The sequence below is a fragment of the Streptomyces sp. NPDC027672 genome, from assembly GCF_055566335.1.
In genome coordinates this window covers 22,981-38,962 of sequence record NZ_JBVHSO010000017.1, presented here as the reverse complement: position 1 = coordinate 38,962, position 15,982 = coordinate 22,981, and the positions used below count along the sequence as shown (strand labels likewise).

At 68.7% G+C, this 15,982-nt stretch carries 10 protein-coding genes and 2 pseudogenes; 6 read left to right on the top strand and 6 right to left on the bottom strand.

Annotated features, from left to right (window positions below):
* Positions 1-133 precede the first annotated feature (133 nt).
* Positions 134-1,183 (bottom strand): serine hydrolase domain-containing protein, encoded by a 1,050-nt coding sequence (locus ACZ4SV_RS31655; protein WP_468008462.1) that lies wholly within the window; start codon positions 1,181-1,183, stop codon positions 134-136.
* Between the two features lie 657 nt (positions 1,184-1,840).
* Here ACZ4SV_RS31655 and ACZ4SV_RS31650 point away from each other — a divergent pair.
* The 4 genes and pseudogenes from ACZ4SV_RS31650 to ACZ4SV_RS31635 all read left to right on the top strand — a co-directional run.
* A pseudogene (locus tag ACZ4SV_RS31650) lies at positions 1,841-2,077 on the top strand (helix-turn-helix domain-containing protein); the annotation flags it as partial.
* A gap of 407 nt (positions 2,078-2,484) precedes the next feature.
* Positions 2,485-2,925 (top strand): MarR family winged helix-turn-helix transcriptional regulator, encoded by a 441-nt coding sequence (locus ACZ4SV_RS31645; protein ID WP_468008457.1) that lies wholly within the window; start codon positions 2,485-2,487, stop codon positions 2,923-2,925.
* A gap of 83 nt (positions 2,926-3,008) precedes the next feature.
* Positions 3,009-3,899 (top strand): NmrA/HSCARG family protein, encoded by an 891-nt coding sequence (locus ACZ4SV_RS31640; protein ID WP_468008452.1) that lies wholly within the window; start codon positions 3,009-3,011, stop codon positions 3,897-3,899.
* 243 nt (positions 3,900-4,142) lie between these two features.
* A pseudogene (locus ACZ4SV_RS31635) lies at positions 4,143-5,203 on the top strand (IS3 family transposase).
* An 839-nt stretch (positions 5,204-6,042) separates the two neighbouring features.
* On the opposite strand, the gene ACZ4SV_RS31630 reads toward ACZ4SV_RS31635, so the two are convergent.
* Positions 6,043-6,447, bottom strand: coding sequence for a hypothetical protein (locus ACZ4SV_RS31630; protein WP_468008449.1), 405 nt, complete (start codon positions 6,445-6,447; stop codon positions 6,043-6,045).
* A gap of 61 nt (positions 6,448-6,508) precedes the next feature.
* Between ACZ4SV_RS31630 and ACZ4SV_RS31625 the strand changes: the two genes are divergently transcribed.
* Positions 6,509-6,715, top strand: coding sequence for a hypothetical protein (locus ACZ4SV_RS31625; RefSeq protein WP_468008445.1), 207 nt, complete (start codon positions 6,509-6,511; stop codon positions 6,713-6,715).
* 340 nt (positions 6,716-7,055) lie between these two features.
* A complete protein-coding gene (locus tag ACZ4SV_RS31620) occupies positions 7,056-10,331 on the top strand; it encodes a LamG-like jellyroll fold domain-containing protein (RefSeq protein ID WP_468008442.1) in 3,276 nt (1,091 codons plus the stop codon).
* Positions 10,332-10,797: 466 nt separating this feature from the next.
* On the opposite strand, the gene ACZ4SV_RS31615 is transcribed toward ACZ4SV_RS31620, so the two are convergent.
* The 4 genes from ACZ4SV_RS31615 to ACZ4SV_RS31600 form a co-directional block, all read right to left on the bottom strand.
* The gene (locus tag ACZ4SV_RS31615) at positions 10,798-11,832 is read right to left on the bottom strand and encodes an ABC transporter permease (protein ID WP_468008439.1); all 1,035 of its coding nucleotides are present in this window, start codon (positions 11,830-11,832) and stop codon (positions 10,798-10,800) included.
* The gene (locus ACZ4SV_RS31610; RefSeq protein WP_468008435.1) at positions 11,829-12,791 is read right to left on the bottom strand and encodes an ABC transporter permease; all 963 of its coding nucleotides are present in this window, start codon (positions 12,789-12,791) and stop codon (positions 11,829-11,831) included. The genes ACZ4SV_RS31615 and ACZ4SV_RS31610 overlap by 4 nt, the downstream gene beginning before the upstream one ends.
* Positions 12,784-14,343, bottom strand: coding sequence for a sugar ABC transporter ATP-binding protein (locus ACZ4SV_RS31605; protein WP_468008432.1), 1,560 nt, complete (start codon positions 14,341-14,343; stop codon positions 12,784-12,786). Before ACZ4SV_RS31605 ends, ACZ4SV_RS31610 begins: the two co-directional genes overlap by 8 nt.
* A gap of 71 nt (positions 14,344-14,414) precedes the next feature.
* A complete protein-coding gene (locus ACZ4SV_RS31600; protein WP_468008428.1) occupies positions 14,415-15,512 on the bottom strand; it encodes an ABC transporter substrate-binding protein in 1,098 nt (365 codons plus the stop codon).
* Between the last annotated feature and the right edge of the window lie 470 nt (positions 15,513-15,982).

Sequence of the window (15,982 nt, the reverse complement as noted above, 5' to 3'; positions counted from 1 at the left end):
GCGGCGCCAGACCGGTATACCGAGATCGTCGCGGAGCGACTGCGCGCGGCGAAGAAGGGCCGGTGCTCCCCGCTCGCCGCACTGGCAAAGCAGGCCGCTCACGCCCTCGCGGCGTACGCGAGCGAGGGTGATGTCACCGGCGGTGTCCAGCAGTATCTCCGGAGCCGCAGAACTCGGCGTCGACAACCCGCTGTTCGTGGACGTTCCAGTCGCCGTTGAAGTTGAGCGACAGCACGTGATCGCCGTCCGCCGTTGCCATCGTCTCCGAGACGGAGCCCTGGATGCCGCCGTTGTGCCCCCACACCTCGGTGCCGCACGACAACGTCATCTTCATCAGTCCCAGGCCGTAGGAGAAGTTCGGCACGTCATCGACCGCCACGGTCGTCATCATCTTCTCCAGCTCGGGCTTCTCCAGGAGCCGGCCGGAGAGCAAGGCCCGGTAGAACCGGTTGAGATCGCGGTTGTCGGAGATCATCTCTCCGGCGGCGCCCGCGAAGGACGGGTTGAGTTCGGTGACGTCGTAGGTCGCGCCGTTCGGCTCCCCGGGTCCGGCGAGTTCCCCGGTCAGCTTCGAGTAGGCGCGCCCGCTCGGCCCGGGGACGCGGACGCTGGTGCCCGGCACACGGGTGGAGTCCAGTCGCAGGGGGCGCAATATACGCTGCTCGACCTCGTGGGCGTAGGTGTGGCCGGTGGCCTCCTGGATCACCATGGACGCAATGACGTAATTGGTGTCGGAGTAGCTCCAGCCGTGGCCGGGGGCGAAGGTGGGCCGGTGGGTCATGGCGAGCCGGACGATCTGGCGGGGCGTCCAGGTCTCGTAGCGGTGCTTGAGGAAGTCGGTGCTGAACTCCCTTCTTTTGAATGTCTCGTCGTCGGTGTAGCTGTAGAGACCGCTGGTGTGGTTGAGGAGCTGCACAAGTGTGATCTCGCTGCCACGGTTGCCGTTTCCCGCCACGAGGCCCGGCAGCCAGTCGTCCACGGTGTCGGCCAGGCTCAGTTTTCCTTCGGCCTCCAACTGGAGCATCACCGTGGCCACGAACGTCTTGGTGATCGAGCCGATCCGGAAGCGGTCATCGGTGCGCGGCTTCCGTCCGGTCGTCAGATCCGCGGTGCCCGCACGTCCCGCCCAGGTGGTGCCCCCCTGCTCGGCGAGAGCGACACCACCAGGCGGCCCTTCGTGCACCACCGAATCCAAGGCCGCCTGAGTGGCCCCGTGTCCGCCCCGCGCGGCCGGCACGGCCTTGGTGCCCGCGGCCGATGCCGGCAGGGTGAGGCCGGCTGTGATCGCTGCCGCCGCGAGTGCCCCGACGGCGGCGACCCGGAGCAGGCGCTCACCGCGCCTGCGGTTCCCCCGCTTGGACGGACGTGCCCCGTCTGCTGTATGCGCGTCCTCGTACAAAAGAAAGCTCCCGCTCGATGGGTGACTGCCGGACCGGGCTCAGTATTTCGTTCGAGGTCCGGGCCCGGGATACCGCCAACCACCTGCTTGCAAGTAGGGCTATCCCCCGGTGCCGCAGGTCAGCGTCACCGCTACGTGGCGTGCCGGGCCGGCCACGGCGGCGGCACGAAAAGCCGCAGCGCCATAGACCCCTCCGGGGTTGACATGCCCTGCGCCCGTTGGCCAGTCCTTCCGGGATCTTCTTGTCTGTCCCCGGCGAACTGCCCTCTGTCATTCAACCGAGTCGTTTGACAGCGAACCCAGCCGTTCGGCTCTTCCTTGCCATCGAACCCAGTCGTGGGAGGCAGCCGCGCCGGGGCCTCCGGACAACGGTTGTTCCTCCCGGCGGGTGGGTGTGGCAGGGCCACCTGGTTGGCGGTGCCAGCCCGTACGTTGGCAGGCATGGACAAGAACCGGCTGAGCGAATTCCTGCGGGCCCGGCGCGCGCTGGTGCAGCCCGAGGACCACGGGATGCCCCCAGGGACACGCCGCACCCCTGGTCTGCGGCGCGAGGAGGTCGCCGTCCTCGCCGGGGTGAGCACCGACTCCTACGTACGGTGGGAACAGGGACGCGAACGCAATCCCTCACCCCAGGTCCTCAGGGCATTGGCGGCCGCACTCCTGCTGGAGAACGAGGAAGCGGATCGCCCGCAGGCGGGGCGGGGCAGGAGGCAACTCGGTCACGGCGTGCACCGTGCAGCGCTGCCCAGGCTCCCGGCCTCCGGCCCTGCCAGTACGGATGGAACACCACCTGCGCCGGGCGAGTCCTGCTCGGGCCTCGGATAGCCGTTTATTCTTCGGCTGCCTCTGGCAACGTAGCTGTATCGCCTGTCCGGCCAGGATGGTCTGACGCGACGGTGAGCGGCAGTTCGCGCACCTTGCCTGCGGGGCTCAATGCCAGGACCAGCCAGGAGGCCGCCAGTCGTACCGTCATCACCCACGTTGTGGGACGCATACCAATGGCCGAGTCCAGAAGACCGCCCAGTGCAGACTGCCGGCCCGCGACGAGTAGGCTGATCGTTCGTCATCGGACCAGGGAGGTCGGCGTGGACTATGGCGACAAGCTCTTCTGGCTCTCGGTTGTGATTCAACGCAAGTACGCGCAGGTCTGCGCCGAGTTCGACCTGACCCCCTCGCAGGCCACGCTGCTCTGCGCAGTCAGGAACGAGCCGCGGCGGATGGCTGACCTCGCCGCGTCGTTGGGTATGACCAAGAACGCATTGAGCCAGCTGGTCGATCGCACCGCGCGGCGCGAGTTGGTCGGCCGGGCAAGCTCGGCACAGGACCGACGGGTGGTCATGCTCGCTGCGACGCCCACGGGGAAGGTGCTCGCCGAGGCCGTTTACGCCGAGGTCGCCAAGCGCCTGCCCGAGATCGCGAGGAACCTCGACGCCGACGACCAGCGCGACTTCGAGCGCGTGGCCACCGCCATCGTGGACACCTCGGACCTCTCTTCGCCCACCTCGAACCCACCCATCACACCGTGAGGTCCGGCTGCACCCGCACCTTGACGTAGTTCATGCCATGAACTAATTTCGTTCATGGCATGAACTAATGAGGGGTGGCAGCGGTGAGCACACAGACGACCGGCACGATCGCAGTCTTCGGCGCGACGGGGCAACAGGGCGGGGCGGTGGTCGACGCGCTGCTGGACCACAAGGCGCGGGTGCGGGCTTTGGTCCGCAACCCGCAGTCCGACCGGGCCCAGGCGCTGGCCGCCCGCGGCGTCGAGCTGGCGGCCATCCGGGCCGACGACCCGGCGTCGCTGGCCGCCGCGCTGGCGACGGTCGAGGGGTTCTACTTCATGACCCCGGAGGCGAACAGCCTCGAAGAGGTCGAGGAGGAGATCCGCATCGGTACCGCGCTCGTCGACGCGGCGGTCGAGGCGGGCGTCCCGCATGTCGTGTTCAACTCGGTCTTCGGAGCGGACCGGGAGTCGGGTGTACCGCACCACGACTCGAAGCACTCGATCGAGGAGCACCTGAGGAAGTCCGGCCTCAGGGCCGCGATGGTTCGCGCGACCGCCTTCATGGAGAACTTCGCGAGCGTGATGGCACCGAGCCTGGAGCATGGGGAGATCGTGCTGAGGCTGCCGCTGCCGGAGGACGTCGCCCTGAAGATGGTCTCGGTCAGGGACATCGGCCGGGTCGCCGCCGCGCTCCTGCTCGACACCGCGGAGGCGCCCGGCGGAGCCGTCGAGGTCGTCGGCGACGAGCTGACGGGCCCCCAGATCGCCGCGGCGTTCGGCGCGCGCGCCGGGCTCCCGGCACGGTACGAGGCCCTCCCGTTGAGCGTGCTTCCCAACGACCTCGACAAGGCGATGTTCCGCGAGTTCGCGAAGGCGGCGGAATACCCTTCGGACCTCGCGGTGGTGCGCTCGATCGAGCCGGCCACCCTGGACCTGGTCGAGTGGATCCGAGTTACCGGCTGGACCGCGCCCACAAACGTGGCTGGTTCCTGAGCCTCCGGCCGCGATGAACGCCCCCGCGATCGTGCCCACGGTCTCGGCGCTCTGGGCACGGCAATCCGCCAACGGTTGAAGTAGTCACGAAGCTCCCGGGGCGTGCCCGAGGCCGACACCGGCACACTGGTTGTCGAGAGGCCGCCGCGCCGGCGTATGGACCCGTATAGCGGATGGGCCTTGACCCCGGATCCTGGACACTCGAGACACTTGGATCTTGAGTCCAAGGAGAACGGATGTTCCGTGGTCATGAAGCACTACCCGCCGAAGTTCAAGGCGAACGCGGTCGCGTTGTACGAGTCGCGGCCTGGAGCGACGATCAGGCCGGTCACCGCTGATCTGGGGGTCAACCCGGAGACGTTGCGGAACTGGGTCAGGGCGGCCGGGGCGAGTCGGCCCCGGGGACGCCGGGCGGAGGTTCCGGCCGCGCCGCCCACACCGCTGGAGGCGGAGAACGCCGCTCTGCGCAGGAAGGTCCGCGAACTGGAGGAAGAACGCGAGATCCTGCGGAGGGCGGCGAAGTATTTCGCCGGAGAGACGCGCTGGTGAACCGCTTCCGGTTCGTCGCCGACCACCAGCGCCGCCACGGCGTGAAGCGGCTGTGCATCATCCTCGGCATCGCCCGCTCCAGCTTCTGCTACTGGCGCCGAACGGCTGCGGACCGGGCCGCACGGCAGGCGGCCGACGCCCGGCTCGCCGTCCGAATACGGGCCGTGCACCGGGAATCCGACGGCACCTGCGGTGTCCCGAGGATCACCGCCGAGCTCTGCGACGAAGGCGAGCGGGTCAATCACAAGCGGGTCGCCCGCGTGATGCGCCAGGCCGGCCTGGCGGGTCTGCGCTTGCGCCGCAGGCACCGCACCACGGTGGCGGACCCGGCCGCGGCGAAGGCCGTCATCGACCTCGCCTCGCGCCGCCTCGTCGGTGGGGTGGTCGCGGATCACATGCGAACCGGCCTTGTCCTCGATGCCCTGGCAGCCGCCGAACGGACCCGCGGCAGCCTCACCGGGGCAGTCATGCACACCGACCACGGCGCCCAGTACACCAGCCGGGCGTTCGCCGACGCCTGCCGCCAGGCTGGTGTCCGTCAGTCCATGAGCGCGATCGGCAGCTCGGCGGGCTTCGCGCTCGCCGAGTCGTTCAACGCGGCGTTCCAACGGGAGACGCTCCAGGGCCGAAAGCACTGGTCCAGCGAGCGCGAAGCCCGCCTCCACGCGTTCCGCTGGCCGCACCGCCACAACACCCGCCGCCGTCACTCCCGCCTCGGACACCGCAGCCCGATCGCCTACGAGACAGCGTCCTGAGCAACACCAACTACGCTGACACCAGCCGCATAACCCGTGTCCAGGATCCGGGGTCAAGGCCCGGGTCGCCTACGCCAACTACCCGACCGACCCCCGCCACCTGGTGGCGGTGACCGCCCACTCCAACAGGCAGAAAGCGGACGGGAATCGAGTCAGTGGATGCCGCCGGCAGCCGATGCGACCTGCCGCTACACCGCGGACTGGATCTCGGTGAAGCTGACGTGGAACCTGACGGTCGACACGGCCGAGCACGATGCCCTGTCCCACCTCGCCAACGGCTGCCCCGACCAGGCCATCGACTACACCCCGTCCCCCGAACCGGCAGACGGACCCTTCCCTCCGCAGTCCTCGCCGGGGGAAGGACCCGTCTGTCATGCGGCTGAGCGGATGTGTGCCTCGGAAGTAGCCTCTGCGCCTCCCGCACGACACAGCGGTCCGGTCCGGAACCCGGACCGGGCGCTTTCGACTGCGCGGACCTGTGGCTACCCGTTCTCGTCTCCGACCGCCCCATCGTCCGTGTGGTGCTCGCGCAGCGACCGCAGGCTCGGCGTCGGCTGCCCGGTGAAGGCATAGCGGCCGAGGACGTCTATCCAGACGTGCTGGAGAGGTGCGAGGCAGACGAGGCATCCGCCCGGTGACGGGGAAGCCGTGGGCGGCAAGGAGATGGCCACTACTTGCGCCCGGAGCGTGGCGAAACTTCGGGGGTAACCGAGCCCGGTGTCCGGCGGATCACTGGCGGAGCCAGTGATCCGCCGGACAGAACCCAGGCAGTGCGGAGGCCTGCCGGACCGGCATGAGCGGTGACCGTGTCCTTGTCGGCGGCTCGGTTGTGGTCGTGCTCAGCGGGCGCGGCGTGCGCTGAGGGTGGCTGGCGGAGCCGGTGCCACCCGCGCGGTGCGGCCGGCGGTTCGCTTCTGTGCAGATGGTGTCCGGGTGCCGGGGAACCAGATGGACGTGTACTGCTCGATCGCCTCACGCAGGCCGCCTGTGTGAGCGCCCTCCCAGGGCACCCGGTCGGGCCACTGCTTGAACTCCTTGGACGTCCCGTAGTCCTGGTCGTGCGGTTGCACACCACGGGCGGAGTCTTGGTGGTCGAGCGTCTTGTGCTCGGTGAACCGCAGCACCGTGACGTCGAGTTCCCCACGGTCCTGGTGGGCGGCGGCGAGCCGTCGTACCTCGGCCTCGGTCTGTCGACGCTTCAGCAGGCAGAGGAATCCCGCGAACGCGCGGTAGTCACGGGACAACTCCACCTTGGTGCCGCGGTGATGTCCGGCCGGGCCCACACGTCCCGACACCATCATCGCAGTGCCCGCCCTGCCCCACACCCGCACCCGCACCGGCAAAAAGCTGGAAGTCCCCGTCAAACGCCTGCTGCGGGGTGCCCGGCTCCATGAGGTGGCGAGTCGGGAAGCCGTCGACGACATGGACGCGCTGCGGTACTTCACCTGCTTCCCCGCGCCCTACGCGCACAATGCGGAGCCGAAGGACACGCCCAGCCCGCCGGCCCCATGATCCGCAGCGCACGGCAGGCACCGTCGTCGCGTGCGCGGGTGGACCGCCCCTCCGCTCGGTCAGCCGGCGGCGGCCGTGGCACGAGTCGGAAGACATTCGCCGGCGTCCGCCTCGGGGAGCCCGGCTGAGCATGCGGTTGTGCCGCGCCCGATCGGGCGTTCGGTAGGCCGTTCACGAAGCCGGACCAAGACGGTGCACGAGGTCTGGACAGGATCCCGGTGCCGTGTTGTCATTCCGCTGTCAAGTTTTCCAACGTTGGAAGAGCCCCTGCCCCGGCGCCTGTTCAGCCGGTGCCGCCTGCCGAAGGGTCCCTCCGGGATCTCTGCGCGAGGAAGGTTCGATGAAACAACGACACACCCGCCCGCGAGCGAGAACGTGGGCACTGCTGACAGTCGCCGCTCTGGCACTGCCCACAGTTGGTCTGATGTCCACCGCGTCGGCCGCCGTGACGTCCACCAGCGCGTCAGCCCCCTCGTCCCAGCAGGGGGCTGTCGCGGTGCACGGTCTGAAGGGCGAGTACTTCAGCATGTCAGCGCCTGGCGCGAGAGACTTTGCGCAGTTGGGTGGCGCCCTGCTCGATCCGCAGATCAACTTCTCCGGACTGACCAGTACCTTCCAGGAACTGACCGGCAGGACGGAGCACACGACCGCCCGCTGGACCGGGCAGATCGAGGCACCAGCCACCGGTGACTACACCTTCTACGCCAGCGGTGACAACGGCTTCCGGCTCTTCATCGACGGCGAGGCGGTCATCGACCACTGGCAACCGGACTGGGACAACGAGCAGACCAGTGCGCCGGTCAGGCTGACCTCCGGCGAGAAGCACGACTTCCGTCTGGAGATGTTCCAGGACACGGGCGGCGCCAACATGTTCCTGCGCTGGTCGACTCCCGCCATTCCCAAGCAGGTCGTTCCTATGTCGGCGTTCACGCCACCGGCAGGGTTCGAGGTGTATCCGGTCGAGCCGTCGGTAGCCCAGGACGGGCGGCGCCTGCGAGCCCGGTTCGGGGGCAAGGTCGGCGGTGATGTGAAGACGCTGGCGGACCACCTGACGATCGAGTCCGACACCACGCCCATGCCGCTCGCGTCGGTCACGGTCGCTCCCGACGACCCCGACACCCTGCTGATCACCCTCGCGGAACCGATTCAGAAGAACCAGCAGGTCCGGGTGAGCTACGACGGTGAAGGCGGCCTGACGGTCGGCGGCGAGACCGTACCGAAGATCGTCCGCTACGCACAGAACGACTCCGCTCACCGGCTCACCACCGAGTGGGGTGAGAAGCTCGACGAGAAGCATCCCCTGCCGGAGTACCCGCGCCCGCAGCAGGTGCGAGCCAAGTGGAAGAACCTCAACGGGCCGTGGCAGTTCGCTGCCGCCGAAGCGGGCGAGCAGCCGGCCTTCGGCAAAGACCTCGACGAGAAGATCGTCGTGCCGTTCCCGGTCGAGTCACAGCTCTCCGGGCTGGAGCGGCACGAGGACCACATGTTCTACCGCAAGCTGGTCGACGTGCCGAAGAACTGGAGTGTCGGCAAGGGCGACAAGGGAAACCGGCTGAAGCTCAACTTCGGCGCCGTCGATTACCAGGCCCGCGTGTGGGTCAACGGCAAGGAGGTCGCCGAACACACCGGCGGCTACACCGCGTTCAGCGCCGACATCACCGACGCGCTCAAGGACAAGGGCCCGCAGGAGGTCGTGGTCGCGGTCACCGACACCGGGGGCGCCAACCAGCCCATGGGCAAGCAGTCCACCCGCCCGGGCGGCATCTTCTACACCCAGTCGTCGGGCATCTGGCAGACGGTGTGGATGGAGCCGGTCGCCGTCACCTCCATAGACAACGTAGTCACGACCCCCGACATCGACACCGGGAGCCTCGCGGTGACCGTCGAGTCCGACCGCGCCTCCTCCCACGCGCGTGTCGATGCCGTCGCCCGCGACAGGCGCGGCCAGGTCGTCGGCAGAGTCAGCGGGCCCGCCAACAAGCAGTTGCACCTGCCCGTGGCGAAGCAGCACCTGTGGAGTCCGGACGACCCCTACCTCTACGACCTCGACATCGAACTCACCGACGGCAGGTCGACCGACAAGGTCGGCAGCTACTTCGGCATGCGCGAGATCGCGGTCAGGAAGGTCGGCGGCTACCAGAAACTGGTGCTCAACGGGAAGCCCGTCTTCTCCCTCGCCACACTCGACCAGGGCTTCTGGCCGGACGGCCTGTACACCGCGCCCAGCGACGAGGCCCTCGCCTTCGACCTGAAGGCCCACAAGGAACTGGGCTTCAACGCCGTCCGCAAGCACATCAAGGTGGAGCCGGCGCGGTGGTTCTACCACGCGGACAAGCTCGGTCTGCTGGTCTGGCAGGACTTCGTCTCCGGGGACATCACCGACACGACCGGAAAGAAGGCGTTCGCGGATCAGGGCATGGAGGCGATGCGGCAGCACCACAACGCGCCCTCCGTCATCGGCAACATCGTCTTCAACGAGGGCTGGGGCGAGTGGGACCGCCAGGAGACCGGCCGCCTCGCCGATGCCGTCAAGGCCGCCGACCCGTCCCGGGTGGTCAACGCGCACAGTGGCGTCAACTGCTGCAACTCCAAGGGCGACTCGGGCAGAGGCGACATCATCGACCACCACGACTACACCAACGAGGACCCGCCGTTCCCCGACCACCGGGCCGCCATGGACGGTGAGCACGGCGGCTTCACGCTGCGCACCCCGGGGCACATGTGGCCCGGCGCCCCGACCGTGATCTACAGCGGCGTCGCCGACAAGGAGGCGCTGACCCGCAAGTACGTCGAGAACACCGAGAAGTTCTACCTCGCCCAGGCCGGCGCCGAGTTGTCCGGCTCGGTGTACACACAGATCACCGACCTCGAGAACGAGCTCAACGGCCTCTACACCTACGACCGCCGGGAGATCAAGGTCGACCCGGTTCAGGTCCGTGCGATCAACCGCAAGGTCATCGCAGCCGGTGCCGCCGCGGGCAAGCGCGCAGAGCCGAAGGGCGGCGGGCACTGGTCACTCGACGAGGGCACGGGCACCACCGCCGCCGACGAGGGGCCCAACGGCAAGACCCTGAAGCTCTCCCAGGGCACCAGTTGGGCGCCCGGCGTCAGCGGCAGCGCGCTGAAGTTCGACGGCAACGGACAGTTCGCCGAAACCGACGGCCCGGTACTCGACACCACCGGTAGCTACTCCGTCTCCGCCTGGGTGTCCCTCGCCGAACTTCCCGGCAACTACGCCACCGCCGTCAGCCAGGACAGCCGCTTCCAGGCGAACCCGTTCTACCTTCAGTACGGCCATGGCGCCTTCGCCTTCAGCACGCCCGGCGAGAACCGCGCCCGGCTGGTTACCACACCGGAGACGGGCCGCTGGTACCACCTCGTCGGTGTACGCGACGACGCGAACGGTCAGATCAAGCTCTACGTCGACGGTAAGCCGGCGTCGACCGCGGCAGCCGGCCCGAACTACGTCGGATCGGGACCCCTCGCGGTGGGCCGCGCCCAGTGGAACGGCACGGACACCGACTTCTGGAACGGCGCCGTCGATGAGGTGCACGTCTACGACAAGGCACTCACCGCCGAGGAGGTGAGCACGCTCTATACGCAGGAAAAGCCGTAGCCCCGGCCCCTGCGACGGTCCCGGCGAGTGCCCTTCGGCCTACTCGCCGGGACCGTGCGTGTGAGGGCCGGTGACGGCAGCGGCAACCCGCCCACGGCACCGCCGTCCCGGGACGCGGGTGAGGATACGACGACTGGTCTGTCCGGTCCTGGGATGTGCGGGCGGCAGACCTTCCGATTTCCCGTCGGCGCCGGCAGAGCTACGCCACGGTGATCGACAACGCCGGGACCGGTGAGCGGTTCGAGGTACTGCCCGCCCGTGAAGCCGCCACTGTGGAAGCCTGGCTGCGCGGACATCCGGGCATCGGGGCCGTGTGCCGGGAGGCGTTCCCCGGGTGCGGTCACGGTCGGGGATGCCACCGTTGGCGGCACGCCTCGCCGGTGACTGACACGCTGCCGGGGAGCCGGGTGCTCATGCGGCAGCCGGGCGTGGGAACGCCCGGCTGCCGCGTCTGTGCGTGGGTCTGTCACGGAAGCTGTCGTCTGCGGCCCAGCCAGGTCTGGGTGACGACGACGAGGGCCAGGAAGGCACCGCTGACGACCTGCTGGTAGGAGGAGTCCAGAGAGCCGATCTGGTTGATGATGTTCTGGATCACCTTCAGCAGCAGGACACCGACCAGCGAGCCGCTGACGTAGCCGAGGCCGCCGGAGAGCAGGGTGCCGCCGATGACGACGGCGGAGATCGCGTCCAGTTCCATGCCGTTGCCGAGGATGGTGACGCCGGAGGCGAGCCATGCGGCGTTGAGTGCACCGGCGAGACCGGCCAGCAGAGCGGACAGGGCGTAGACGAGGACCTTGGTGCGGGCCACCGGGGCGCCCATCAGGGCCGCCGCGTCCTCGTTGCCGCCGACCGCGTACACGTGCTGCCCGAACCGCGTCTTGCGCAGTACCACGGCTCCCGCGACGAACAGTGCCACCGTGACCCACACGGGGTTGCCGATGCCCAGGCTGGTGCCCTGGCCGAGGTCGGCGAGGACCGAGTCCTTGCCGATCAGGTAGGTTTCGGCTCCCTCGTCGGTGAGCGTGAGCATCAGTCCACGCGCTCCCAGCATGGCGGCCAGGGTGACGATGAAGGGCGCGAGCCGGGAGCGGGCGACGAGCAGGCCGTTGACGACACCGATCAGGCCGCAAACGGTGAGGGGCAGCAGCAGCGCCACGAGGGTTCCGTGGCGCGATCCCCAGGCCGCCAGGACGCCGCCGAGGGCGAAGAGGGAGCCGACGGACAGGTCGATGCCGCCGGTGATGATGACGAAGGTCATGCCGAGCGCGACGATCGCGAGGAAGGTCGAACCCGTCGCCATGTTCGCGATGTTGTCGCCGGTGGCGAAGGAATCGAAGCTGACCGAGGCGATGATGGAGACAAGGACGAGCACCGCCAGTGCGCCGTGCTGCTGGACCAGTGCGCTCAGCCGTTCGGAGCGGACGGAGCCCGCCGATTCCGTGCCGGCCCCAGGTTCCCTGCTCGCTGCGGTCGGGAGCCGGTCCGTCTTCGTGGCAGTCATCGCTTCCCCCGTCCTCGTGCCGCGTAGACCGCGCACACGATCACTATGGCCTGGGCGATCTGGGTCCACGAGGGCGGCAGATCGTGCTTGATGAGGGTGGCGGTGAGCAGTTGGATGAGGACGGCGCCCGCCACGGTCCCGGCGATGTTGACCCGGCCTCCGGTCAGCGGTGTTCCGCCGACGACGACGGCGGTGATGGCGGACAGTTCCATGAGGTTGCCGAGCGAGGTCGGGTCGCTGGCCTGGAGCCGAGCGGTGGCCAGCACGCCGGCCACCGCCGCGAGCAGCGCGCACGCCACATAGACGATGATCAGCACGCGGCGCACCGGCAGGCCGGCGAGCTGGGCGGCGGGGCGGCTGTCGCCGATGGCGAGGAGCTGGCGACCGAAGGTGGTGCGCCGGACGATGAAGGCGACCAGCAGCGCGAGGGCGGCGGCGATCAGGATGATGTAGGGGATGCCGGCTACGGAGCCGGATCCTAGGTCGGCCAGCGCCGGGTCGTGCAGGTCCTCCAGTTGCGGAAGCAGCACCAGTGCGATGCCGCGGCCGCCGACCATGAGAGCCAGGGTGGCCACGATGGGCTGGACCCCGATGAAGGCGACCAGTGCTCCGTTGGCGAGTCCCACGGCTGCGGCGAACAGGGCCACCACCAGCAGAGCCGGCAGCAGGCCGTAGCCGAGGTAGAGCGCGGTCACCGAGGCCGCGAGTGCCATCACGGCGCCGACCGAGAGGTCGACTCCTTCGGTGCCGATGACCAGAGCCATGCCGAGCGCGACGATGATCACTGGAGCGACCTGGACGGCCTGGGTGCGGAAGTTCTCGGCGGACAGGAAGTGCGGTGTGATGACGATGTTGACGATCAGGAGCAGGGCGACTCCCGCGTAGACGCCGTAGGTCTGCAGCCACTGCAGGACGCGGGCCTTGTCCAGCGGGGCCGTTCGCAGGGTGGCTTCAGCCATCGGAAGCCACCTCCTTGACCGCGTCGCGCGCCGGTTCGCCGCCGGCTATGGTGCGCATCAGCTTGTCCTCGGTGACGTCGTCGCCGGTCAGTTCCCCGACGACGGCACCGTCCTTCAGTACGACCACGCGGTCGGACCCTTCGATCAGTTCCTCCAGGTCGGAGGAGATGAGCAGGACGCCCAGGCCGTCCGCGGCGAGTTCGTCCACGAGTTTCTGGACCTCGGCCTTGGCGCCGACGTCGATACCGCGGGTGGGCTCGTCCAGAAGCAGTACCTTGGGGTTCATGGCGAGCCAGCGGGCGAGGAGAACCTTCTGCTGGTTACCGCCGGACAGTTCGCCGACCTTCTGGTGCGGTGAGGAGGCCTTGATCCGCAGCCGCTCCATGAAGGTTCGTACGACGCTGTCGACGCGGGCCTCGGAGACCAGGCCGAAGCGGGAGAGCCGGGGCAGGGCGGCCAGCGCGATGTTCTCGCGGACCGACAGGCCGGGAACGATGCCCTCGCTCTTGCGGTCCTCGGGCAGCAAGCTGATGCCCGCCCGGATGGCGCCGGGGGTGGAACCGCCGCGCAGCGGGGCCCCGGCGACCATCACGTGGCCGGAACGCACCGGGAGCGCACCGGAGATGGCCTTCGCCGTCTCGGTGCGTCCTGAGCCGAGCAGCCCGCCGAGCCCGACGACCTCGCCCGGTCGGATGCTGACGGAGACCCCGTGCAGCTTGTGAGGGATGGTGAGACCGTTCGCCTCCAGCACCGGCCGGGCGTCGGCGGCGTGGTGGTCGCCGGTGAACTTCGTCAGGCCCTCCGTGCGGACCTCGCCCAGTTCCCGGCCGAGCATCGTGGAGACCAGATCCAGCCGGTCGAGGTCGGCCAGCCGGCCATGGTGCACGCGGCGTCCGTCCCGCAGCACGGTGACCGTTTCGCACATGGCGTACAGCTCGTCCAGGCGGTGGCTGACGTAGATCACGGCGATGCCCGCCTCGCGCAGGCGGCGGATGACCGAGAACAGGGTCTCCACCTCCCGCGGTTCGAGGGATGAGGTGGGTTCGTCCATGACGACCACGCGGGCGTCCGTCGCGACGGCTCGGGCGAGGGCCACCATCTGCTGGGCGCCGACGCCGAGGGTGCGCAGCGGCTGCCGGACGTCGACCCGGACACCGTAGGCCCGCAGTGCCTGCTGGGCCTCCCGGTTCATGCGCCCGGAGTCCAGCAGGCCGAAGCGGTTGCGGGGTTCCCTGCCAAGGAAGAGATTGCGGGCCACACTCAGCAGCGGGATGAGGTTGACCTCTTGGTAGATGGTGGAAATGCCCGCCTTCTGGGCCTCCAGCGGTGTGCCGAAGGAGACTTGCTTCCCTTGGAAGGTGATGTCTCCCGCATCCGGCCGGTACACGCCGGTCAGGACCTTGATGAGAGTGGACTTGCCGGCGCCGTTCTCGCCGATGAGGGCGTGCACCTCACCGGCGTGCAGGGTGAGGTCCACCCCGTCCAGGGCCCGGACACCGGGGAAGGTCTTGCTGAGTCCGCGGACGGCGAGGACTTCGGCCGAGGGTGCCACCTGTGCCTCCATGAAGAGGGTGAGTGAGGGAGCGAAGGAGGACCCTGTGGAAGCGGGGCCTTCCTGACGGGTCAGTAGGCCCTGCCGATGTCCTGCTTGGCGTTGCCGGCGCTGTAGGCGCTGTCCTGGATGATGACGTCCTGGGGGACTTCCCCGCCCTTGGTGAAGGTGTCCAGCGTCTGGAACGCCAGCGGACCGAAACGCGGGTTGGACTCGATGACGCCGCTGATCCAGCCGTCCACAACGCCTTGGACAGCGTTGCGGGTGCCGTCCACCGTGACGATCTTGACATCGCCGGCCTTCTTGCCGGCGCCCTTGAGGGCGGTCACCGCACCGAGTCCCATCTCGTCGTTCTCGGCATAGATACCCTTGATGCCTGGCTTGGACTGGATGAGCTGCTCGGTGACCTGCTGCCCCTTCTCGCGGGCGAAGTCACCGGTCTGCTCGAAGACGACCTTCAGGTCGGGGGCCTTCTCGGCGATCCGCTCCCTGAAGCCCTTGGTGCGTTCGGTGGTGACGTTGTTCCCGGCAGAGCCGAGCAGGATCGCGACCTCGCCCTTGCCTCCCGTCGCCGCGATCATCTGGTCGGCTGCGCGCCGGCCCTGCTCGACGAAGTCGGAGGCGATGAAGGAGACATAGTCCTTGCAGGCCTTGGCATTGATCTTGCGGTCGATCGTGATGATCGGCACCTTCTTGGCCGCGGCGGCCTGCAGTACCGGGTCCCAGCCGTCGGAGTTGAGCGGGGCGATCACCAGCAGGTCGGCCCCCTGGGCCAACAGGTTCTGTACGTCGCTGATCTGCTTGGAGAACTGCGACTGGGCGTTGGCCGTCAGCAGCTTCACGCCCCGTTTCCCGGCCTCGTCCTTGACGGACTGGGTCTCCGCGATGCGAAACGGATTGGCTTCCTTCTCCGACTGGGAGAACCCGACCGTGGCGGTCTTCAGGTCGATCTTCTCGGCGCCGTAGGCATCGATGGTGCAGCCCTTGCTGCCGGGCTTCGGTGTGACGACCTTCTGCTCACTGCCGACGGCGGCCGCGGAGGAGTGCTGTCTGCCCGACGCTTCGTCCTCGGATTTGGTGCAGGCGGTCGCGGTCAGAGCCACAGCGGCAGCCAGAGCCACAACCACGGGACGGGCGAAGAGACGAGGACGGTGAGTGGTGCGCTGCATGATGACCCCGATCCGGGCGCGACACTGAAAGGGAACTGGGGAGTTCGGAAGACGAGCGGAAGTGGTGCTTCTCCCCCGAGACGGACGTGTTCGGCCCGCCGCAAAGAGTTTTTACATCGTTGAAAGAAGGCTGTAAACCCCCTGCGCGCGACCTTCGGGCAGGCCTCGGAGTCCGAGGGCATGCCGCGCGGGCCTGGACGGGCCCGACTTCGTCGCGCCGGCAACGCGCCAAGCGATGACTCTGAACCGCCGGGCATTCAGGGCCCTTTGCGATGGGGTGCACTTCCGATGGCGATGCAGGGGGTCCGCCGGTACCCGGCCGCCGGCTGGACGCCGGGCCCACGGCTGGAGCGCGCCATCCACATGCGGTCACGGCCGGTGCGACGTCCACCCGCTCCGGTGAGCGAGTTACGCGACGACCAGACGTCAGTCAACCCTGGCCGGCTGCGCTCGAGCGGCGGGCACGGTGG

Excerpts from the sequence above, each read along its gene's own strand:
- ACZ4SV_RS31620 (WP_468008442.1), top strand. The coding sequence starts at position 7,056 with ATGAAACAACGACACACCCGCCCGCGAGCGAGAACGTGGGCACTGCTG.
- ACZ4SV_RS31615 (WP_468008439.1), bottom strand. The coding sequence starts at position 11,832 with ATGACTGCCACGAAGACGGACCGGCTCCCGACCGCAGCGAGCAGGGAA.
- ACZ4SV_RS31610 (WP_468008435.1), bottom strand. The coding sequence starts at position 12,791 with ATGGCTGAAGCCACCCTGCGAACGGCCCCGCTGGACAAGGCCCGCGTC.
- ACZ4SV_RS31600 (WP_468008428.1), bottom strand. The coding sequence starts at position 15,512 with ATGCAGCGCACCACTCACCGTCCTCGTCTCTTCGCCCGTCCCGTGGTT.